Genomic DNA, 21,449 nt, shown 5'->3' with positions numbered 1-21,449 from the left:
CACTTTCGCCAGTTACAAACTGGCTCCTCTGCTCCCCCACCAGTTTCCGCTCCGCTCAAACTGGCGGTATGAATAGATGACAGCAGGAGAAAGTATAAATCCTCTTAACTGTACTCCCCCACCCCCTTCTATACTTTCTCAAAAACAATCCCGAACTTTGGGAGGTGATGCCGACTGCTGATTTACTCCCCCTACTCCCCGACCTGCCTGTAAAAGAGGCGCTGCCACGGCTGCTGGAGGCTCTGGAAGCCAATAACCGTGCTGTGCTGGAAGCCCCTCCGGGTGCTGGTAAAACCACGCTGGTGCCGCTGGCGCTGCTGGAGGCAAGCTGGCGCAACGAGGGCAAAATACTTGTGCTCGAACCACGCCGCCTGGCTACGCGTGCCGCGGCTGAACGCATGGCCGACCTTCTGGGCGAGCCGGTGGGGCAGACCGTAGGCTATTGGGTACGCATGGACCACCAGGTATCCCCTAAAACACGCGTGGAGGTAGTCACCGAAGGCATCCTCACCCGCATGATTCAGGAAGACCCGGCGCTGGAGGGAGTGGCGGCTATCATTTTCGACGAGTTTCACGAGCGCAACCTGCAGGCGGACCTGGGGCTGGCTCTGGCGCTGGACGCCCAGGCAGTGCTGCGCCCTGATTTGCGCATCCTGGTAATGTCGGCTACGCTTGATGCAACAGCCATCGGCAACTGGCTGAACGCTCCGGTAGTTCGAAGTGAAGGCCGCATGTACCCGGTGGAAACGCACTTCCTCTCCCCTGCCGAGGTCGCCTCTGCCGGAAATTACCCTTCCCAGCGACTGGCAGAACTAACGCCCAGAGCCATCCGGAAAGCCCTCAGCGAGGTGTCGGAAGGCGATGTGCTGGTCTTTTTGCCAGGCATGGGCGAGATCCGGAAGGTGGCGCAATTGCTGGAAGAGAAACTCCCGTCCGAAGTAGAACTGCACCTGCTGCATGGCGACCTGCCGCTCTCCAAGCAGATGGCCGCCATACAGCCTTCCCCAAAGAAGAAGCGCAAAATAGTCCTGGCTACCAGCATCGCCGAAACCAGCTTAACTATTGAGGGTGTGCGGATTGTGGTGGATGGCGGCTATGCCCGTGTGCCGAAGTTCGTGCCCCGCACCGGCCTCACCACCCTGGACACCTTGCCTGTGTCAAAAGCCGGGGCCGACCAACGGCGCGGCCGTGCCGGGCGACTGGGACCGGGCATTTGCTACCGCCTCTGGTCTACCGCAGACCAGTTGCAGCTGCCTGAGCGGCAAGACCCGGAGATTCTGGATGCCGACCTGTCGGGGCTGGCGCTGGAACTGGCGATTTGGGGCGCAAAGGATGCAACGACCCTCCACTGGCTCGACACGCCTCCTGCCACCGCCCTGTCGCTGGCCAAAGACCTGCTCCTGCGCCTGCAGGCGGTGGATGCTTCCGGGAATCCTACCCTGCACGGGAAAGCACTAGCCTCACTGGGCATCCATCCGCGCTTGGGCCACCTGGTTATCCGTGGGCAGGAGCTCGGATACGGGGCTACTGCCTGTGCATTGGCGGCCATCCTTTCGGAGCGGGATGTGCTAAAGCCCGTGCAGCTCTCCCGTGGCGACGGCCTGCCCGACCTGCACCTGCGCCTGGAACTGCTGGCCGGAAAGCGACCGCCTACTCCTGGTTATACTTTGGATGAAAACGCCCTGCGGCGGGTAAAGGAACAGGCACAGAACCTGCGGCAACGACTGCGAGAGTCTAACCCAAGTATAAACCCGGACCTGGCCGGTATTTTGACGGCCCTTGCCTACCCCGACCGGCTGGCCCAGCGCGAGTCGTCGGGCAGGGTAAGGCTGATTACTGGGCAGCGGGCCACTTTGCCTACGGAGCTTTTCGGAGAAGCAGAATTTTACGCTATAGCGCACCTGGACCTGGGCAAGCAGCCCCGCATCCTCTTGGCCGCCCCTCTCGACAAAACCGACCTGCTCCAGCACTTCTCAGACCAGATGGAGATGCTGCAGGAAGTCCGCTGGCAGGAAAGCGCACAGCAGGTGGTGGCCCGAAGTATAAAAAAGCTGAGTGCCCTGGTGCTGGAGGAAATTATAAACACCAAACCCGATCAGGAACTCGTAGCCCAGGTGCTGCTGCAAGCCCTGCAGGAGAAAGGTATAGACAGGTTGCCCTGGAGTAAGGAAGCCATCAGTATCCGGCAGCGCCTGAACTTCCTGCACCAGCTCGCCCCCGAAAACTGGCCTGACGTAACGGATGCTGCGTTGGCAGAAAGTATGGACCTTTGGCTGGCGCCCCACCTCTACGGCCTCCGCTCGCTGGAGCAGGTTAGCCGTCTGGACCTGGGCGAGATACTGCTGGCTGATTTGAGCTGGGAGCAGCGGCAGGAGATGGACCGGCTGGCACCCTCGCACCTGCCCGTGCCCAGCGGCTCCCGCATTGCGGTGGATTACGCTGACCCCAGCACGCCGGTGCTGGCCGTGCGCCTACAGGAAGTGTTCGGGATGCTGGATACGCCGCGCATCGGAGGTGGCAAGGTGCCGCTGCTCCTGCACCTGCTCTCCCCTGCCTCACGTCCCGTACAGGTAACCCGCGACCTGCGCAGCTTCTGGAGCAACGGCTACTTCGAGGTACGCAAAGACCTGCGTGGCCGCTACCCCAAGCACCACTGGCCCGACGATCCGCTCTCGGCCCCACCCACCCGAGGCACCAAAAAGCGGCCGGGGTAGATATTATACTTAGTTATACTTTAAAAGTCATGCCGCCCGATTATGGGGCCTGCACGGGCACTTGCACCTGCTGCCCATCGTCTGAAGTATAAAAAATGCATACACTACTTTTATATAACTAAAATTAGTTTATATTTGGTTTTGATATACTTTTATACTTCAGAATATGGGCAGGCTAGCTATTTCCCTCAGCGCACCACTTTCTCTTTTGCTTACGTTCCTGCAGGCACAGGAGGTGCTGGCGCAGGTTCCCCAACGAATCGAGGCTACCCCGACCAACGGCAAGGTCAACGCTTCCATCCGTAAGAAGGCATACCGCTACCCCAGCTTTATAGACTCCAAAGTGCTATTCAACAACGGCACTTATACCCAGAGCAAGCTCAACTACAATGTCTTAAGCGGCGAGATGGAGTTCATCAACTCACAAAGCGACACGCTGGCGCTGGACAACTTGTTCACCATCTCGCTCATAGAAATCGGGGAAGAGAACTTTGTATACGACCAGGCAGGGAAGAAACTACTGAAAGTAGTGCGTAGAGGAAAAAACGCGAATTTATACGTACACGAAAAATATGAGATAACTAATATGCGGAGCAAGGGCGCGCTAGGCTCAGAACCCACCTCGCTGCCCGCCACCAGTGCCCGGGAATATTTTGACAAAGACGGGGTTTACGACCTCAGCTCCAATACAAAGCTCACCTATTCAGCCAAATCCACCTTCCACCTGGGCGATAAGAATAACACTTTTGTAGCTGCTAGTAAGCGAAATACCTTAAAGTTATTCCCAAAGTATAAAACTGAGCTCACCAACTATTTCACACAGCATAATGTCGATTTTGACCGGCAGGAAGATCTGGAAGCATTGCTACTGTTTCTGGATACGCTTTCTTCCGAGTAAGGGGCAAGGGTATCACATAAAAATTGAAACCATCTAATATAAACGGGAAGGTTAGCACTCACTTTCCTTTAGTTTCTTCTGGCATAACATGTAAACTTCCGGCTAAAATGCTTTATTTTAAGCGGTCAAACCCCTGGTTTAAGAACCGGAGGCGCCATACTTATACTTGTGAGACTAAATTTAATTTCCTTAATCCCCGCTTAAACACACCATGCAAAACGTCATCAGTTTTATTAACGACATAGTCTGGAGTAACGCCTTAATCATACTTTGCCTCGGCGCAGGGGTTTATTTCTCGTTTGTTACCAGGTTTTTGCAGGTGCGCTACCTGCGCGAAATGCTGCACCTGCTCTTCAAGGGCGGCTCTACACCCAAAGGGATCAGCTCGTTTCAGGCGTTTACGGTGGCCATTGCCGGGCGTGTGGGCACAGGTAACATTGCCGGGGTGGCCACAGCCATTGCCATGGGCGGCCCGGGCGCTGTGTTCTGGATGTGGGCCATTGCCTTCCTGGGCAGCGCTTCTGCCTTTATAGAGGCCACCCTGGGCCAGATATACAAACAGGTGAAGGACGGGCAGTACAGAGGCGGCCCGGCCTATTATATCGAGAAAGGCCTGGGCATGAAGTGGTATGCTGTAGTCTTCGCCATCGCCACCATCATAAGTATGGCCTTCCTGCTGCCTGGCGTGCAGAGCAACAGCATCGCCTCGGGCGTGAGCAATGCCTTTCAGATTCCTGCCGCCTACACGGGCGGACTTGTCACCCTGCTGCTGGCACTCATCATCATCGGTGGTGTAAAGCGTATCGGCAAGGTGGCCCAGGTGGTGGTGCCGTTCATGGCAGGTGTCTACATCCTGATGTCTGTGGTGATCATCCTGATGAACATTTCGGAAGTGCCAGCCATCTTAGGGCTCATCATCCGTTCCGCCTTCGACCTGGAACCCGCTTTCGCCGGCATCTTCGGCATGGCTGTGTCCTGGGGTGTGAAGCGCGGCATCTACTCTAACGAGGCCGGTCAGGGCACAGCCCCACACGCCGCCGCCGCTGCAGCGGTAAGCCACCCCGCCAAACAGGGGCTGGTGCAGGCTTTCTCGGTTTACGTGGACACGCTCTTCGTTTGCACGGCCACAGCCTTTATGATTCTCTTCACTGGTCAGTATAACGTGGCCAGCCCTGAGGGAGGCTTTATTGTCGAGAATTTGCCGGGCGTACCGTTTGGGCCCGAGTATACGCAGGCGGCGGTAAACACCCATTTTCCAGCATTCGGAACAGGCTTTGTCGCCATCTCGCTCTTCTTCTTCGCCTTCACCACCATCATGGCCTACTATTACATCGCCGAGACCAACCTGAGCTACCTCAACCGGAACGGCAACAAATGGGGCATCTGGGTGCTACGCATCGTTATACTTGTTTCAACCTTCTATGGCTCCGTTAAAACGGCTGAGTCGGCCTGGATGCTGGGTGACATTGGCGTGGGTGTCATGGCCTGGTTGAACGTGATTGCCATCCTGCTGCTGCGCAAACCTGCCATGCGCGCCCTCAAAGACTACCAGGAGCAGCGTAAGGCCGGCCTGGACCCCGTGTTTCATGCCAGCAGGTTAGGCATAGCGAATGCCGAGTACTGGGATAAGCAAACACAGGAGGAGAAGGAACTGCAAAAAGCGTAGCCGGGAAAGTATAAACTCTGCCAAAGTATAAACTGAAAGTATAGCGCGGGCCGCATCGGCTCGCGCTATACTTTTTTTGCGCAACGTGCAGCGGTGCAAATACCAGATCCGTAGTTTGCAGCAGGAGACGATAACTGCTTAAAGCAGAGCAATGCTACCCCAGCATTAAATTTTGCACATCATATGGAATTTCTGTTTGGATTTTCGCCCCACCTGATATCTTTGCTGCCGGAATGGATGTTATAGCGCAGAACGCTAGCTTCGCTATCGTAAAATCCAGCTAAAATCCAATTACATTTATCGGTAGCCACGTATGCTACAGTAGGTTATACCTTATACCTGCCAGCGAGCGGAGCTACAGTAACCTGCGTTCTGCTAGTCAGACCAATACTATCAGGAGCTATTGGTAGTGAAGCACTTAGCTTTCCAGCAGCTGTGGCAGACATGCTGCAACTTGGTTTAGTTAAAAACTTAGATTTATATCGCAATAAGTTTGGTGTTGCGGAAGGGCTGGGCAAGGTACGATGATTGAATTTTTATCGTTTATGACCTGTTACCCCTCTGCATGGCCCGAGAGCCGGACGCAGAAATTGCCGGAGGCGGTATACGGGCTAATCCTGCAGGGACGTTAGACAGAACAGGCATGAGCAGGATGTATTTTTGAAATAGTTTATGTTACAGATACTCGTTCTTACATTTTTACTCAGCATTTCTCCGTTTGGAGAAGCGCGAGCCGGAATACCTTACGCTATTCTCAACGACGTTGCCCTGGGATGGGCCCTGTTGGTGGGCGTAGTGGGTAATGTTCTGATATATCCTCTTTTCGTGTGGTCCATTGATACCTTCAGCAAGAAGTTCTGGCCATTCCGGGCTTATAAAAGAGGGGTAATTTTCTTCTGCAAGCGGGCTAAGAAACTCGCTGGCGACAACGTCAACAAGTATGGTTTCTGGGGCCTGATGGTGTTCGTGATGATTCCACTGCCTGGAACCGGGGCTTATATGGGCGCTATTGCTGCCGAGATTTTTAAAATCGAGCGCAGAAGAGCATTTGCCGCTATTACAATCGGCGTGGTGATGTCTTCCATCATTGTAGGCGCCAGCACGTACCTGGGCCTGGCAGGTTGGGAGAAGCTGTAATTCGATAAGATTTTAAGTATAAGCCCTCACAGCATTTTCAGACGCTGTGAGGGCTTTTTGTTTAACAGCACCGGGTCCAACCACCCCTAACCACTTGCTGGCGCGAGTTTGCAACTCGTGCCTTTGTCTGAATCAGGATTTGCAGGATTGACGGATGAGCAGGATTCTGCAGTCCCTGGTCCAACCACCCCTAGCCCCTCCTTGTCTAAGGCGGGGAGCCTGCTACTGCTTTGGCTAAAGTATAAGTTTCATGGCTTCTGTGCTTATCAGCATGAGCATAAACACCCCTATGGTCCCCTCAAGGGGACAGTTCTGATTACCACTTCTTCTATTCTTTCTTTTAAGTGCTACCCTAGACTATATTACAAATGCCTGTAAAACTGTAAAATTAAGACTGTCCCCTTGAGGGGACCATAGGGGTGTAATCGATTGCAAATAATTCACCTCATCTGGATTAGCCAAAACGGGAGTATTGAGCTAGCGAGCGCAGCTCTTAGGGGTGGGGTCATGCTTTGTAGGGACAGGTCGCGACCTGTCCGCGAGATACCCACAGCTTCGAAGCTTATACTTTAGAAGCGGTAACTACAAAAATTCCCCTCCTTGGCTAAGGAGGGGTTAGGGGTGGTTGGACCCGGGACTGCAAAACTGCCCCCTCCCCTGTTTTTAGGGGAGGGCCGGGGTGGGGTTATCCCGCGAAGACAAAGTATAAAGTATAGCCAAAGCTTTTGCAGCCCTTGCTTTTTCAAAGCAAAGCAGTTGAAAACTGCTGCCATAGCTAGCCACATTTACGCTGCCGCTAAACTTGCGGCAGAAAGTATAAAATTATAGCCAACACCAGACCCTCCCGGGACCTCCGGACACCGCGAGGTCTAAAGCAACTTTCGAACTTTTTAACTTCCCAACTTTCTAACTCTTAAGACGCAAGGTATTGCGCCTCTACAACTCCCCAACTCTTAAACTCCTAAACTCTCTAACTTCCTAATCTCTCTCCCACTTTATCTCCGGAAAGACCACCTCCAGCTGTCGTTTGATCACCCGGTAGTTTCCTTTCCAGAAACTGGCCAGGTCCGACACGGTGGTGATGGGCTTGAGCTCAGGGGTGAGCAGGGCCAGTTCTACCGTCATCTCGCCTTCGTCTACCTTCGGGCTTTCCTCCCAGGCCAGCACGTCCTGCAGGCGAATCTCCAGCGTCGGCTGTGCGCCATCGGGTTTATACGTCAGTTCTATACTTGATCCATCCGGCAATTCTATACTTTGAGGAGCCAGTACCTCCAGCCTCGCCCGCTGCTCCTCGTTCAGGTACTTCTTTTCCAGTATCGGCAACAGCTCCAGTTCCATCAGCTCGTCGGGGTGCTCGATATCAAACAAGTATGGCTGTAGCCAGTCCCAGTTGGTGATGAGTAGCGTGCTGGTGCTCACGTCGGGCCAGAACTCGGAGGGGCGCCACTTGCGGAGGCTCATCACGCGGTTTTGCCATTGCGTTACGTCGTGGTTGAAGTCCAGCAGGTGCTCGCCTTCTGCTTTGATGGCCTCGGACATGGCGGGTACGCGGTGCTTCTCGTCGGGTGGTGGCAGCGGCTTGCTTTGCAAAACTATACTTCCGATGCGCGTGTCCAAAGAGGCAGTGAGCTCGCCGTCGTTCACGTCCCACGTATACGTTTCCTGCTGCTTTACGAGCGGAGCCAGGTCGCGGGGGTTGAGCGGCGAGGCCAGGAAAATGCGGCCCGGGTTGTCGCCGGTGCCCGCGTGCAGGTGCGCAATGGCCAGCCAGGGCTCGTGCGCCAAATCATCTCTATGACCGGCGGAGGCATACTGCCCGCTGGCCAGCTGGAACTGCGCGTTGTTGCCGGGACGGGCGTAGGCGATGCGCTCGGGGTAGCAATGCGCCAGCAGCACACCGGTTTCATACTCGTCAAAAGGGCCGTTATCAGGCTCTACCTCAAACAGTTGGCGGTACGAGCGGGCTATCTTCTCGATTTTAGCAAAGCGCTTGCCTTGCCCCTGCTCTTTTCTATACCTCCGCAGGGCTTCCACTCTTAAGTTAATGTCGATGCCGGCGTTGCGGTCCAGCGGGTCGCGCTCTTCCAGAACGGCGGCAATATCGGAGGCCAGCGGCACCTGGCCGGTTTCCTCGGCTTTGAGCAGCATGTGCGCGATGCGCGGGTGGCAGGGCAGCCGGTGCATGTTCTGCCCGTGCTCGGTGATACGGCCATGCTCCAGCGCCTGCAGCTGGTGCAGCATGTCGGTGGCATAGGCCAGGGCAGCGCGCGGCGGCGGGTTCAGCCAGGTAAGGCCGCGTATATCTGTTATGCCCCACTGCGCCATGTCCAGCACCAGCGGGGACAGGTCGGCTTCCATGATTTCGGGGGTGCGGTGCGGGGCCATGCGCTCCTGCGTGGTTTTGCTCCACATGCGGTAGGCGGTGCCGGGGCCCAGGCGTCCGGCGCGACCGGCACGCTGGTCGGCGGCGTCTTTGGAGATGCGCACCGTTTCGAGGCGCGACAAACCGGACTTCGGATCGAAGCGGGAAGTTTTGCCGAAGCCCGTATCCACCACCACCGAAATGCCTTCTATGGTTAAGCTGGTCTCGGCTATACTTGTAGCGAGCACCACTTTGCGCCTGCCCTGGCGGTCGGGCATAATGGCGGCGTACTGTTTGCCGAAGGGCAGCATACCGAACAGCGGGTGTATCTGCACGCCGCGCAGCTGCTTGCGAAGTATAATTTCTACTTTCCGGATGTCGTTTTCGCCGGGCAGGAACACGAGGATATCGCCTTCCTGCTCCTGCGCTGCCTGCTGCACCACTTTGGCTGTCATTTCGGGCAGCATGCGGTCGTCGGCGTCGCCGGTATAAATGGTGTTGATGGGGTATTGCCGCCCCATGCTTTGCGCCACCGGGGCCTTGAGCAGGCTCGTGAGCTGGGGCATGTCCAGGGTGGCCGACATCACCATGATGCGCAGGTCCGGGCGAAGCGCCTGCTGCGCCTCCCGGCTCAGGGCCATGGCCACATCGGCATGGATGCTGCGCTCATGAAACTCGTCGAAGATTACGATGCCGATGCCCGTCAGCGAGCGGTCGCTGTGGATCATGCGGGTGAGGATGCCTTCTGTTACGACCTCGATGCGGGTGGCGGCGGAGGTGCGGTTCTCGAAACGGATGCGGTAGCCGACGGTCTGGCCTACCTCCTCGCCCAGCAGCTGCGCCAGGCGCTCGGCAATGGTTTTGGCCGCAAGGCGCCGGGGCTCCAACATCACAATCTTCTGGCCCTCGAGCCAGGCCTCGTCCAGCAAAGCCAGCGGCAGCAAGGTGCTTTTACCGGCTCCGGGAGGGGCGTTTACAATCAGCGTGTGCTGCGCCGCCAGGTGCTCCCTAACGGCAGGTATAATTTCCCGAACGGGTAAGTCTATGGTAAATGGGTTGAAGGGCAAGGGGGAATTAAAAGCTTGAGAAAATTAATAAACCGTAGACATATAGTTAATGTACAACAAATAGAACTCTGTTGAATAAACCTATTCTGCCTCCACAGTTATATTTTGCTTTAGTTCTTCACCAAGCTTTGAAAGATTGAATAGTGGTAAACTTATAGCCTCAAATCCACTAGCAGAAGTAAGGGTTGATATAAAGCTTCTCAAATAAGGAAAGGCTATTGAAGGAGAGTTGATAAAGAAGAAATTATCAATCTCTTCTTCTTTGATTTTTTCTTTGAATTCAAATATAGCGATTGCAATCAATTGAATTAAACAATTATCATTCTCATCACTCAAAAGGAATTCAATATTCAATTGAAATAAACCTTCTGCTTTATTGAAAATACCAGACGGCGTTATTTTATAAGTTATTTCCCCTAAGTCACCAGGCTTTCTTACAAAATGGCTTTCTTGTATCGCGAAGTACTTAAAGGAAAAAGCTGACTTTGCAGGGTTCTCCATATTTAAACATTATAACTAAGAGCCAACCTAGTTATTTCAGGTTGGTCTCTTGAGTCATTCATTTCAACAAAGATATTTCTAGTATTAATCTCTATTTGATTACTAGTTCTTTCACATTTAACAAAATGATAAAGATAATTAGAGAAATCTAGTGGTTCTCCAATATTAGGCATATTAAAGTCAAAGAGGTCATTAGAATAATCTCTCTTTGAAACTGTAGAATAAGCTTTTTTGAACCTTGTTTCTCGCTCAGTAGGACTCATAGTTCGGAGTTCTTCTCTACACTTCCTTAAAATTGCAACTGCGTCCATAGTCATGTTCAAAATTAATTTATATAATTCATACAGCAAGAAGTTTCTCATTCGATAAGGCTTCTCTTTGCCTTACAACGTATATCATTCTTGCTTTGTTATCAATACTAGGGGATCTCCTTCCTTCCCAATGAAGAAAGGTATAAGTTCTTCTATTAGGATAATTACCAATACCTCTTACGACTTTGAATTGATCTTCTAAAGAAAAATAATCAAAAAGTAAATCTATCTTTTTTCCTAGAGGTTGATTAATAGAATCATTGTTTAATCTGCAATATTCAGTCCAAAGATTTTGAAATTCTGTAGCAACATCCTCATCTGTTAAATCAAGCAAATTACTTAGTTCTAAGTTAGCAGCTACAATTGAACAATTAATTTTATCCTTTCTTAATCTTTCCTTCTTCCACCATTTAGAATTCGAAAAGTTATCCCAAAAATACATTCCATAGCCTAACCAGAAGGTATCATGACTAAAGAGAAAACCACCTCTTAAAAAACTACTGCACTTACTTTTTGAATTAGTGTGAAAGCCAACAATATTAGGAATCATCAATAGTGAGAGTTTGGTCTCTGTAAAATTACTAAATATATATCAAAGGTATTTAAATTCTGTCTGGTCTGTTAACCAAGTAAAGATTCCATTTCTTTGAAATGAATAGGATCTAAATTGTTAACTACTCCCAAAACTTCGGTAACTATATTAGAACTTTCTCCAAGTAGATTATCAACTGAATTATCATTTACATCAATAATAGCATTATGTGAGTACTTATTAATGAACCTATAAATCTTCTCCCTTTTATGTGTATCTTCTTTTATCGCCTCTGCTAAAAGTTGGGAAAAATCATTCCTTCCTTTTGGAAACTTAAAGTTTAAAAAGCTTTCCAAAAGCTTACGGGATAAATTTGCAACAAGGAAAGCTTCGCCTAATGAGAGCTCTGTTGTTTCTTTGAATGCGTTTAATTTAAAGAATATATAATGATATTCTGAATTAAAACTCATTAAGGTTTGATTTGCATTCTTAATTCTAGATTGTCTACCGTTATCTATTGTGGTTTCAATAGAATATATGCGAGATTTGATAGGCTTATCTCTTTTGTTCTTATTAAGTATCCAATCTCTTACTAACCGGAAATAGCCAAAATTGTGTGTAAGTATAATAAGTTGTTTTGCGCTTTCACATTCGGCTTTTAGAAAAGAATAAGAATTAAAAAGATGATTTGAGTCAAAACTTGAAATAGGATCATCTACAACGATTATCAATTCATTCAGAGGCATACCATGCTCTTTTAGCTTGGTAATGAAGTAAATAAAGGCTATCGCTGTTTTTTCACCTTCACTTAAATTGTGAGCAACTTTTCCATTTCTCTGGATTTTGTAAGCCTTCTTTGCTGAGTCAAAAAGTAAACTTATTTCATCATGCCCTATAAATTTATGTAGTCGTTTATTGAACTCTACTGCACCTAGAACTTCATTAGATAAGGAGGCTTCTAGTTTTTTAATATCTAATTGAATTGCAGTAGATTTTGAAGATTGCGTTTTAGTTTTGTTTTCGAAATCTTCTAATAAGTCTAAGTTATAAAAAAGTTAAAATCTTGAACAGCAACCGCTGCATAATGTGTTTCGAGTTTCTGTTTCAGAACCTTAAGCTCTTCTTCGAAGTTTTCAGTTTTACAATTATGCTTCTTTATAAGCTGGTTTATTGTTTTTGCGCAGTTACCGTAGCTCTCTATTAGGTCTTTACTTAGAAGATCGACCTCTGCGACTTCATCAAAAGGATTTTCTCTCTTAGTTTCTAAACTGTGAATCCACTGATTTAAGACATTATTAATTTTTTCAATTAGATCAAAAGTATTACTTCTAATTTCTAGATACTCTTTTCTAAGTTCAGGATATAATATGTGTTCATCAAAGAAGCTCTCACTAGAGATTTTACTTTCATTTAACCATTTGATAGCAGCCTCAATTTTGATTTTAATTTCTTTGTAGTCTTTATTAAAATGGTTGTTTAAATTCTCAATTCTTTCAGGTTTCACTTCACAACCACAAAATTCACAAATACTTTTGTTATACTCAGTATGTATTTGTAGGCCTTTTTCAACCCATTCACTAATTTCGGAGTGCAGTAAAAGGTGTTCAATTGTTTTACTTACAATATTAGTTTTGAGCAGACTGTTTATTTTTTTATTTGCTTCCTCTATTAATAAAAAATCAATTTCTAGATTAACTTCTTTGATATAATCCAATACATCAGGCTTTATTGATGTAGAAACAGCGTTCAAATCCTCTTCACTCATTAAAAGAGATTGAATCTCTTGTACTTTCAAATTTGAATTGATAAAACTTCTTAGTTTAGCTTTATCATAGTTAAAGTAATACTTATCACTTGTGTCAATAATTCTAAACTTTTCCTTGATACTCTTCGCTGTAGATGAAAGAAATGCTTCTATATTATTTGATAATATTTGATGGTCTTTTTTAAGACTATCAATTAGCACATCATATTTGACTTTCTCTTGCTTCTTCTTATTCAATTCATCCCTATCTTTTATTTTTTCTTCTGAAACAAGGAGTAGGCTTTTGACAACATTATTCCAATCTATGTTATCTTTGATAAAGTCTTCATTGAATACTTTTACAGATAAAGAGGAGTCTTTGTAGTTTGTTTGATCAACAACTCCCAAACTTGTGGATATTTTGAACTCACAATCACTATAAGAAGGGCTTATGTCTTTTTTCTTTTCTAGAAATGCAAAAAGCTTAGATAACGTAGTTTTTCCACTACCATTCCATCCATATATCAAATTATATTTTGAAAAATCTTCAGTTGAAGAATCTACTACATAATCTTTGAAGATCCCTAAACATTTGATTCTATCTATAGAATTTATCATAGCTCTTAGGTAACAAGTTGGAGAAACTTTTACAAGAATATAGAAATTTTTTAATATTAAAAATAAGCTACTGAATTCATACCTCTTATTTGCTAGTAAATACATATCATACAATTTCAAATCAGCTCAAAATCCACTGTTACGAGCAGCCAAACAACTTTCTAAGACCTGAATGCTGCCGTTTATAATATCATCTTCTTGATGAACAGAAAGTATAAATTTCATAACAAGGAGGGGCTATACTTTGTAAGCTTTGCGGTGGTGTACTGGATAGACGTGTTCACGCGGGAGGAGTACTTTGCCCTGCTTACCGATAGCCTGGACTACTGCCGGAAAAACAAAGGCATGGAGATCTATGCCTGGTGCATCATGCCCAGCCACGTGCATTTAATTATCCGGGCCAGAGACAACAACCCGAGCGAGCTGCTGAAGGAGCTGAAAACCTATACTTCCAAACAACTGCAAAAAGCCATAGCCGAGCACAACCAGGAGAGCCGGAAAGAATGGATGCTCTGGCTCATGGAACGGGCCGGTCTGAAGACCAGCAATGTAAAACACCGGCAGTTCTGGCAGCAGCACAACAAGCCTATCGAATTATGGAGCGCTGCGGTTATAGACCAGAAGATCGATTACATCCACAACAACCCTGTGGAAGCTGGTTTTGTATCAGAGCCGTAGCATTAGTATAGCAGCGCGGTAGATTTTAGTGGTAGCAAAGGGGTGCTGGAGATTGATATTGCCTGAATGGTGGAGGCACGAGCTGCAAGCTCGCGCCAGCTCAAGATTTCTATTTATGTTATAAGCCTAAAGGGGCTACCAAAAGCAGGCAGCCCCTTCAGCAAAACAATCCTTTATACTTAGCCCCGGGCAAGAACCCTTACTTCCTACTCGCCGTCAGGTCGAGTTGTATATCCACCTCCGGCAGGATGTGGTGATCGCCCAGCGCAGGATCGGCGGCGTAGGTCATGCCCCATTTGGTTCTGTCCAGCTTAAAGCTTGCCTCCAGCTTCAGGTTGCTTCCCTGCAGGCGGATGTTGGCCGGGAACGAGATTGGGTGCGTCTGCCCGAGCATGGTAAAGTCGCCGGTTACGGTGTTGTTGGCCCCCTCCGAGGCGCTGGCTAGCGGCTGCATCTTCGTGATGCGGAAGGAGGCCGTAGGGTGCAGTGCCAGGTTAAAGAAGTCGGGGCTCTTAAGGTGCTCGAGCAGCATGGGCTTCACCTCGTCAGGCAAATCGAAGTTCTCGATCGTCGCAATCGGAATGGTGAACGTACCGGACGTTACCTTGCCATCCACCACCTGGATGTCCTGGCTTTGCACCTGGAAGGAGCCGTCGTGGTACAATGCCGGGCTGTAGCCTTTCCACGTCACCACAGAGGCGCTCTCCTGCAGGGCATAGGTACTTTTGCTCAGCTCCTCGTCTTCGCAGCTGGTCAGGCAAAGGGCACTAAAAAGAACACACGCAGCTAACATTACTTTTTTCATGGTTTTATTTTGTTTGAGTTTTGAAATGATTTTGGATGTAGTTTTTGGTTTATCCCGCTGGAGCGGGTTTGTTGATTTATTTTGGAATCGGGTTTGAGCAACTGTCCCCTTGAGGGGACCACAGGGGTGTAAGGCTACGGAGCGGTATGCTTGTGGGCACAGAATACTGGTGAACCTGCAGGTGTAAAACACCCCTATAATCCCCTCAAGGGGATAGTTTTGTTAAATGCCGGTTGGGGAAATCATCACAGATGTAATCACCCCTCCTGACCTGCGGTCGCAAGTTTCGACTCTCGTCTCACTTGTCCTCAAGGGGACAGTTTTGAGAGAACCAAGCCACTTACTGACAGCCTCCCCCTAAACCGCCTCATGGGTAGGTGCAGCTTTCCGGTTGGCCAGCGCCAGGGAGAGGGCAAGTATAAAAAACACCGACTCTATCAGCAGCCATTGGTTTCCGAAATCGCCCAGGGCCCCTTCCGAGAAGATGGTGATGGTGCGCGACAAGGCGTAGAAGCCCCAGAGCAGGCACAGAAAGAGCAGGCCGCTTTGGGTGTCGCGCAGCATGAGGTAAATCAGGCTCAGGAAGAGTGTCATCCCCACGCCGCCATACACCCCGCGTATGGAGCTGAAAGCATCGGTATTGTTGAGCTGCACCTGCACCAGATCCATCACCGACTGCGGGTTGGCAAACGCCATCAGGCTAACGGACAGGAGGCTGAGCGCCGAGAGGAGGATAAAGCCTTTGGAGGCCAGGGTTACGGTTCTTTGCGTCTTCATAACATGTTTTGTTTTAAGTTGATGTTACAAAGATGGCCTGCCCCGCAAAGACTATTCTTGGTAAATACCAAGATTTCAGATGCGTACTTTATTGAGCAGTTTGCTGAAGTTGGTCGGGTCGATGCCCAGGTAATTGGCCAGGTATTTATGCGGCACGAGTTGCAGAATGTGGGGGCTGCGCTGCAGCAGTTTCCGGAACCGCTCCTCCGACGTATAACACTGCAGCTCCACCAACCGCGCCAGCAAACCCGACAGGCTATGGCTCAGCCCCTCCCGTATCATGGATTCGATGGCCGGCCTGGTCTGCATGAGCCGTTGCAGCTCCGGGAAAGGCGCTCGCAGGAAAACGGAGGGGGTCAGGGTTTCATAGTAGTAGCGCGAAGGCTGCTGCAGCATAAAGGAATCGAGCACGCCGCCAAAGGACGGGCAATAGGTAAACACCAGCGTCGCTTCCCGGTCCTGGTCGTCGAAGTAATACACCCGCTGCACCCCATCGGCCACAAAGTATAAATAATGCTCCACCTCCCCCGCCATGGTCAGGGGCTCCTTCCGCTTAGCCACATGGCGCGTCCACACAGCCGCAAACGCCTGCCAGTCTTCTTCAGGCAAAGCCCGGATGCCGGTTACCAGTTGCTTTAGCTGCTGCAGTTCTTGGGTCATACTTTAGGCAAGTGTCTGTTGCTGCAAGTTAGTGGAAGTTGGGAGATTTGGGAAGTGGGTAGGTATACTTCGGGGGTGAGTTGGGTTTGGTTTTGGCTGCGGGTAAGGTTTTATAGTTGCTGGGGTCCAACCACCCCCAGCCCCTCCTTGTCTAAGGCGGGGAGCTTTTCTTACTTACTTCTTGAACTTTTAAGCGTGTAGTTGGCTTTCATCCTTCTATAAGTATAGTTGGTATAATGCTGCACAACAGGAAATACCTGAAAGAAAACAGGAAGGAACTTAGGAGCAACTCAACTCCCGCAGAAGCAGAGCTTTGGAAACATCTAAGGTCCTCCCAATTGGAAGGTCGAAAATTCAGGCGCCAGCATAGCATCGGCAACTACATTCTAGATTTTTACAGCCCTTCAGAAAAGCTAGCCATCGAGCTTGACGGGCATGTACATTTTCATGCTGCAGCAGAACAATCCGATACAGTGCGTGACCAAGTTCTCCAGGAATTAGGCATCAAGGTACTCCGCTTTGAGAACAAAGAAATATTTGTTCACCTGGATGCCGTCCTTCAAGAAATCCGCAGCAGCTTCAGCAAGTAAGGTAAATAAGAGCAAGTCAATTTAAGTTGGTAGGCAAGAAAAGCTCCCCGCCTTAGACAAGGAGGGGTTGGGGGTGGTTGGAACAACCGCTCATGCTTGCCAGCTAATCAAGCCCCGCAACTCCCCATTCTAAACCAACTCAGCCCACAACAAAACAGTTTATTCCCGTTTTCAGTGCCTTAACCCAATCCGCCGGGCTGTTCACGCGGTAATCCGGGAAGTTGTTCCGGATGATATAGATTATAGGTAAATTAGGTATCACTGTTTACACACTGACTCAACCTAAAATCTTACCGCTATGAAAATCTTTTTATTAATCTCTTCCCTCCTGCTCTTCTCCCTCTTATTGCTTGTTCCATCGCCTCTGAAAGATAAGCCTGAAAAAAACAGCAAGCCGGCTACTACTGCTGCCCTCCAGGATGACAAGGAAAAGATAAAACTGGGGGAGCACCTGGTGCTTACCTCTGCCTGCCACGATTGCCATACGCCTAAAAAAATGACGGATAAAGGACAGGAATTTGATTTCTCCAGAGCTTTGTCCGGACACCCGGCCGATATGCCGCCACCTGACGTGGACCGGAAAATGATGGAGCAGAAAGGGCTGGTAGTCACCCAAACCCTGACAGCCTGGGTGGGTCCCTGGGGTATTTCGTATGCGGCCAACATCACCTCCGATGCGACCGGTATCGGCAACTGGACCGAAAAACAGTTCTTCACGGCCATACGCCAGGGCAAGTATAAAGGCATCGAAACCAGCCGCACCTTGCTGCCCCCCATGCCCTGGGACATGTACAAGAACATGACGGACGAGGAGTTGAGCGCCATTTTCGCCTACCTCAAATCCACCAAGCCGATCAACAATGTCGTTCCGGCCCCCGAGCCTCCGGTAACCGCCGCTGCCGGTAAGTAAGATTACACTTTGAATTGATACTTTAAGAGGGGACGCTCTGGTGCGAGATTGCAGCTCGTGCCTTCCTATGGATTTGTAATTCGAGTGGCTCAGAGAGTCATACTTTATACTTCAGCTACACTTTTATACTTTGCTACACCGCTGTTCCGGACATCCTTGTCCGGAACCACCGCTGCTGCGGACTTCCAAGTCCGCGTAAGCCATACATTTATACTTACTCTTTCTGGCGCAAGTCTTCAGACTTATGTCCTGCTATGGTGTCGGGTCTGTGACTCGACTGGCTTGAAAAGCCATACTTTATACTTTGGCTATACTTTCATACTTGCCGATTTATACTTGCTGGTTTATACTTTCATAGCCACTGCTTCCCGCAACTTGAAACAAGCTATCCTTACTAGCTTCCGTTCATCCTCTAGTTCACATAAACCTAACGTTGCACCTCTGGCTTTGGAGCTCTCAAGCCCGAGAGGGCTCGCCTTCGGGCATCGCGCTGCTTTCGCTTCCTTTGCTCCTGACGTCGCAATGCCCTCCGGGCACCGGAACCTCTCGAGGCGCTCAACCCAAAGGCTGGGAGAAGGTCGATAGCCGCGGCTATTCTGTCATCTCGACCTTTGGGAGAGATCTAAGTAGAATTACAGATAGATCTCTCACTGCGTTCGAGATGACAGCGAAAGGGCAAGTATAATTCCCCTCCTCTGGACTAGCCAAAACGGGAGTTTTGAGCTAGCGAGCGCAGCTCTGAGGGGTGGGTTTACACTTGTAGGGACAGGTCGCGACCTGTCCGCGCGAGAACTGTGGCTACAAAGCTTATAATATGGCGCCAGCAAAAACAGACTCCCCGCCTTGGACTACCGAGAACGAGAGTTCGAAGCTTGCGAGCTGCGCTCAACAGTGGTGTAATCTCTTGCTGAGGTTTTCTTACGCTCTTTCGGATTGCAAATCCGCGGTTAAAAAAGCGCCGGAATACAAATCCGGTGCAGCAGTGGGACCATAGGGGTGTAATCTCTTGCTGAGGTTTTCCTTTTGTAAAAGAGGGCCTCTACCCCGGAGATAAAGCTTCTGCTTCTCGCCACCAAGATCCTTACAGGATGACAAAAAAGAGAATCAAGCAGCGCTCTATAGGGGTGTGAGGCTACGAAGCGAGTTACTTCTGTTGAAATAGGAAAGCCTCTAGCTTACACCATCGATTTAAACAAATTTAATACGCCAGCAAGCGCCCGAACGTGATCACCGCCACCCACACCACCATCGAGCACAGGGCTACGGCTTTGGCGGCGCGGGGTGTGTTGCCCTGCCCCCAGTCTGGGGAGGAAGGAGCGAGAAACCGGTGAAAGAGGCCTGCGTTTAAGCCGCCCACTACCAGCAGTAGCAGCTTCATGTGAAAAACGGTATCGGCTGCCAGGGCAACCGCATTGGTGCTGAACAAGAGCAAACCGGAAGGCACGATCAGGTACAAGCCCCTCCTGGACCAGGGCAACAGGTGGCGCGCCAGGTCCGGGACAGGCAGTTTTCTGGAGAAGCCGAGCAAACGCAGATCGAAGAGGAAGGCGGCACCCACCAGCAGCACGATGCCCAGGATGTGCACAATCTCCAGGAACGGGTATAGCCAGGTTGATTGCCGAATGCCGCTGGCCAGGGCAGAATCCTCCAGCGCCTGCAGCATTTCTGCCAGGGTAGCGGACACCGCTAGCGGAGCTCTACTTTCTTATCGCCCACGTAAATCCGCTCCGCCCGCATCTCGTCCTTCACTTCTTTATGTGGATAGCCCACTACACGCACCGAGTCGCCGGGTTGGATCATATCTTTTGTCAGGCCACGGGCGTTCATGCGGCTGGGAGGCGCCAGCACCACCGTCCAGGTCTTGTCCTCGTGCTCTAGCTGCAGCATGCCGTGCGGGTTTTCGTAGGTGATTTCCTTCACCAGTCCGGTATAGTCGAGCGTGGTGGTCTGGTCGTAGTTAGCCCACCCATGGTGCAAAACCGGAAAAGCCATAGCCAGCGGCACGGAAAGTATCAGGAGGAGTTTGGCAGGTAAGATCATACGTATTAACAGGTTAGTGATACACCTATTTACAAACGAGGGAAATTGAAAAGGGATTAACTCTTTTCACCTGGTTACATCTTCCGTTGCCGCGAGCTTGCAGCTCATGCTTTTTTCCCACTCAGCTATACTTTAGAAATCCCGCCACTCCTAAAACTCAATCTTATTATTACCACCCCTTTCTCCCTGTAAATCATATTTCTAATAATTTTTAGCTTGGATGTAGTTTTCCCTTAACTTCTGCAACTAATAGCATAACCGCATGTAAACCGAAAGCACGATGGCAGAGCACGTTAACGATACCTTTATGCAGCAGCTAAACCAGCACCTGGGCATAGCGCATAAGGTGTGCGGTTTATACTTTGATGATGCGGAGGAGAAGCAGGATGTGATCCAGGAAATGCTCTACCAACTCTGGCGGTCGTACCCTAGCTTCGACGGCCGCTCCAGGTTCTCTACCTGGATGTATCGCGTCTGCCTGAACACCGCCCTGACCTACCGGCGCAAGGAGCGCAAACACCAAAACCAACCGCTTTCGGAGGGCCACCACCAGATACCCGACGAGCCGGTCAGCCATCAGGAGGAAAGTATAAAGCTGCTCCATGCGGCCATCGCTAGCCTTTCGCCGCTGAACAAGGCTATTGTGCTGCTTTACCTGGAGGACCTGCGCTACGAGGAAATTGCACAGATAACGGGCCTGACCAAAAGCAACGTGAGCGTGCGCCTGGTGCGGATAAAGAAGGAACTGGAATCGATGCTGAAGAAACAAGAAAACCCCTACGCCCATGCCAACCCTAGATGAACTGAAGCAAAAGTGGAACGCGGAGCAACCGGCTTTCGGGTCCGCCGATCCCTACAATGCCGCTACCTTTAACCACATAATCCGAACAAGAATGAAAAAGCAAAACAACAGTATCTTTCGCTACTTCTGGGCCACGTTTACCTTGCATATCATCGTGTATGCCTTGTTAAGCCACGTCGCTATCCGGTACGGGGCTGATACAGATGTCCTGCTCCTGAGCCTGTTCGGCTTCGGGGTGACGGTGCCGTTCACGGCCATCATGCTGAGGCGCTACAAGCAAATGGCTGTGGCAAAGCTTAACGGGACGAGTGGGGCCTCCATTTATACTTACGTGAGCGAGCAGCGGAGCCGGCTGGCGGGGTTTTATACTTTCAAGAAGCGGTATGACCTTGGGCTGATTCCACTGCTTTCCGCGATAGGCGTAATCCTGGTGTTCAACTTATACTTCCCGGGTGGGGTGCTGGCCTTCCCGACCGGTGCCATCGTGACTTACCTCCTCACGCTGCTCAGCTGCTTTCTGGTTATCCGGAACGAGAACAAAAAGTACTTTCTCCGGCCCCTTCAGGAGCTGCAGGCCATTCTGGATGATTACAGGAGCGCAGGATAGTATGAGGGTACTGAAAACAGAAGGTTTTCG

The 21,449-nt window shown here is 50.0% G+C and carries 18 protein-coding genes and 1 pseudogene; 9 read left to right on the top strand and 10 right to left on the bottom strand.

The features are described from left to right. Positions 1–167: 167 nt before the first annotated feature. From hrpB (C8N40_RS06320) to C8N40_RS06305, 4 genes are all read left to right on the top strand, one after another. On the top strand, positions 168–2,714 hold the full coding sequence (hrpB, locus tag C8N40_RS06320; protein WP_108210926.1) for an ATP-dependent helicase HrpB: 2,547 nt from the start codon (positions 168–170) through the stop codon (positions 2,712–2,714). Between the two features lie 166 nt (positions 2,715–2,880). Further along, positions 2,881–3,612: a hypothetical protein gene (locus C8N40_RS06315; RefSeq protein WP_108210925.1), complete on the top strand. Its 732-nt coding sequence runs from the start codon at positions 2,881–2,883 to the stop codon at positions 3,610–3,612. Positions 3,613–3,823: 211 nt separating this feature from the next. Beyond that, complete coding sequence (locus tag C8N40_RS06310; protein WP_108210924.1) at positions 3,824–5,278, top strand: alanine/glycine:cation symporter family protein; 1,455 nt, start codon at positions 3,824–3,826, stop codon at positions 5,276–5,278. A gap of 672 nt (positions 5,279–5,950) precedes the next feature. After that, positions 5,951–6,415: a COG2426 family protein gene (locus C8N40_RS06305; protein ID WP_108210923.1), complete on the top strand. Its 465-nt coding sequence runs from the start codon at positions 5,951–5,953 to the stop codon at positions 6,413–6,415. 978 nt (positions 6,416–7,393) lie between these two features. Here C8N40_RS06305 and hrpB (C8N40_RS06295) read toward each other — a convergent pair. The 5 genes and pseudogenes from hrpB (C8N40_RS06295) to C8N40_RS23265 form a co-directional block, all read right to left on the bottom strand. After that, positions 7,394–9,844: an ATP-dependent helicase HrpB gene (gene hrpB, locus C8N40_RS06295; RefSeq protein WP_108210921.1), complete on the bottom strand. Its 2,451-nt coding sequence runs from the start codon at positions 9,842–9,844 to the stop codon at positions 7,394–7,396. 81 nt (positions 9,845–9,925) lie between these two features. Beyond that, positions 9,926–10,345: a protein-export chaperone SecB gene (locus C8N40_RS06290; protein WP_108210920.1), complete on the bottom strand. Its 420-nt coding sequence runs from the start codon at positions 10,343–10,345 to the stop codon at positions 9,926–9,928. Positions 10,346–10,684: 339 nt separating this feature from the next. Next, positions 10,685–11,206 carry a hypothetical protein gene (locus C8N40_RS06280; RefSeq protein WP_108210918.1) on the bottom strand — a complete coding sequence of 174 codons (522 nt, stop codon included), beginning with the start codon at positions 11,204–11,206 and terminating at the stop codon, positions 10,685–10,687. 71 nt (positions 11,207–11,277) lie between these two features. Next, positions 11,278–12,207 (bottom strand): annotated as a pseudogene (locus C8N40_RS23270) (AAA family ATPase); the annotation flags it as partial. Between the two features lie 20 nt (positions 12,208–12,227). Continuing rightward, entirely contained in the window at positions 12,228–13,550 is a 1,323-nt protein-coding gene (locus C8N40_RS23265; RefSeq protein WP_170114029.1) for an AAA family ATPase, read from the bottom strand. A gap of 201 nt (positions 13,551–13,751) precedes the next feature. Between C8N40_RS23265 and C8N40_RS06265 the strand changes: the two genes are divergently transcribed. Beyond that, positions 13,752–14,228, top strand: coding sequence for an REP-associated tyrosine transposase (locus C8N40_RS06265; protein WP_245905021.1), 477 nt, complete (start codon positions 13,752–13,754; stop codon positions 14,226–14,228). A gap of 199 nt (positions 14,229–14,427) precedes the next feature. Here C8N40_RS06265 and C8N40_RS06260 read toward each other — a convergent pair whose 3' ends face one another. The 3 genes from C8N40_RS06260 to C8N40_RS06250 all read right to left on the bottom strand — a co-directional run bounded on the left by C8N40_RS06260 (position 14,428) and on the right by C8N40_RS06250 (position 16,470). After that, the gene (locus tag C8N40_RS06260) at positions 14,428–15,033 is read right to left on the bottom strand and encodes a YceI family protein (RefSeq protein WP_108210915.1); all 606 of its coding nucleotides are present in this window, start codon (positions 15,031–15,033) and stop codon (positions 14,428–14,430) included. Between the two features lie 357 nt (positions 15,034–15,390). After that, positions 15,391–15,810 carry a DUF4345 domain-containing protein gene (locus tag C8N40_RS06255; protein ID WP_108210914.1) on the bottom strand — a complete coding sequence of 140 codons (420 nt, stop codon included), beginning with the start codon at positions 15,808–15,810 and terminating at the stop codon, positions 15,391–15,393. A gap of 75 nt (positions 15,811–15,885) precedes the next feature. Continuing rightward, positions 15,886–16,470 carry a Crp/Fnr family transcriptional regulator gene (locus C8N40_RS06250; protein ID WP_108210913.1) on the bottom strand — a complete coding sequence of 195 codons (585 nt, stop codon included), beginning with the start codon at positions 16,468–16,470 and terminating at the stop codon, positions 15,886–15,888. A gap of 236 nt (positions 16,471–16,706) precedes the next feature. Between C8N40_RS06250 and C8N40_RS06245 the strand changes: the two genes are divergently transcribed. Both C8N40_RS06245 and C8N40_RS06240 read left to right on the top strand, forming a co-directional pair. Further along, complete coding sequence (locus tag C8N40_RS06245) at positions 16,707–17,060, top strand: endonuclease domain-containing protein (RefSeq protein WP_108210912.1); 354 nt, start codon at positions 16,707–16,709, stop codon at positions 17,058–17,060. Positions 17,061–17,358: 298 nt separating this feature from the next. Next, positions 17,359–17,970: a c-type cytochrome gene (locus tag C8N40_RS06240; RefSeq protein WP_108210911.1), complete on the top strand. Its 612-nt coding sequence runs from the start codon at positions 17,359–17,361 to the stop codon at positions 17,968–17,970. 1,198 nt (positions 17,971–19,168) lie between these two features. Here C8N40_RS06240 and C8N40_RS06235 read toward each other — a convergent pair. Together C8N40_RS06235 and C8N40_RS06230 are read right to left on the bottom strand one after the other, a co-directional pair. Then, positions 19,169–19,654, bottom strand: coding sequence for a DUF6644 family protein (locus C8N40_RS06235; protein ID WP_245905015.1), 486 nt, complete (start codon positions 19,652–19,654; stop codon positions 19,169–19,171). A 2-nt stretch (positions 19,655–19,656) separates the two neighbouring features. Beyond that, on the bottom strand, positions 19,657–20,010 hold the full coding sequence (locus tag C8N40_RS06230) for a DUF6152 family protein (RefSeq protein ID WP_108210910.1): 354 nt from the start codon (positions 20,008–20,010) through the stop codon (positions 19,657–19,659). 280 nt (positions 20,011–20,290) lie between these two features. On the opposite strand from C8N40_RS06230, the gene C8N40_RS06225 reads away from it, so the two are divergent. Both C8N40_RS06225 and C8N40_RS06220 read left to right on the top strand, forming a co-directional pair. Further along, on the top strand, positions 20,291–20,812 hold the full coding sequence (locus C8N40_RS06225; RefSeq protein ID WP_108210909.1) for an RNA polymerase sigma factor: 522 nt from the start codon (positions 20,291–20,293) through the stop codon (positions 20,810–20,812). Further along, positions 20,796–21,419 (top strand): hypothetical protein, encoded by a 624-nt coding sequence (locus tag C8N40_RS06220; protein ID WP_146173522.1) that lies wholly within the window; start codon positions 20,796–20,798, stop codon positions 21,417–21,419. Before C8N40_RS06225 ends, C8N40_RS06220 begins: the two co-directional genes overlap by 17 nt. Positions 21,420–21,449: the final 30 nt, after the last annotated feature.

The sequence above is a fragment of the Pontibacter mucosus genome (assembly GCF_003054055.1).
GTDB lineage: Bacteria > Bacteroidota > Bacteroidia > Cytophagales > Hymenobacteraceae > Pontibacter > Pontibacter mucosus.
Note: the sequence above shows the minus strand (reverse complement) of the source record. Positions and strands in the feature narration are given on the sequence as shown.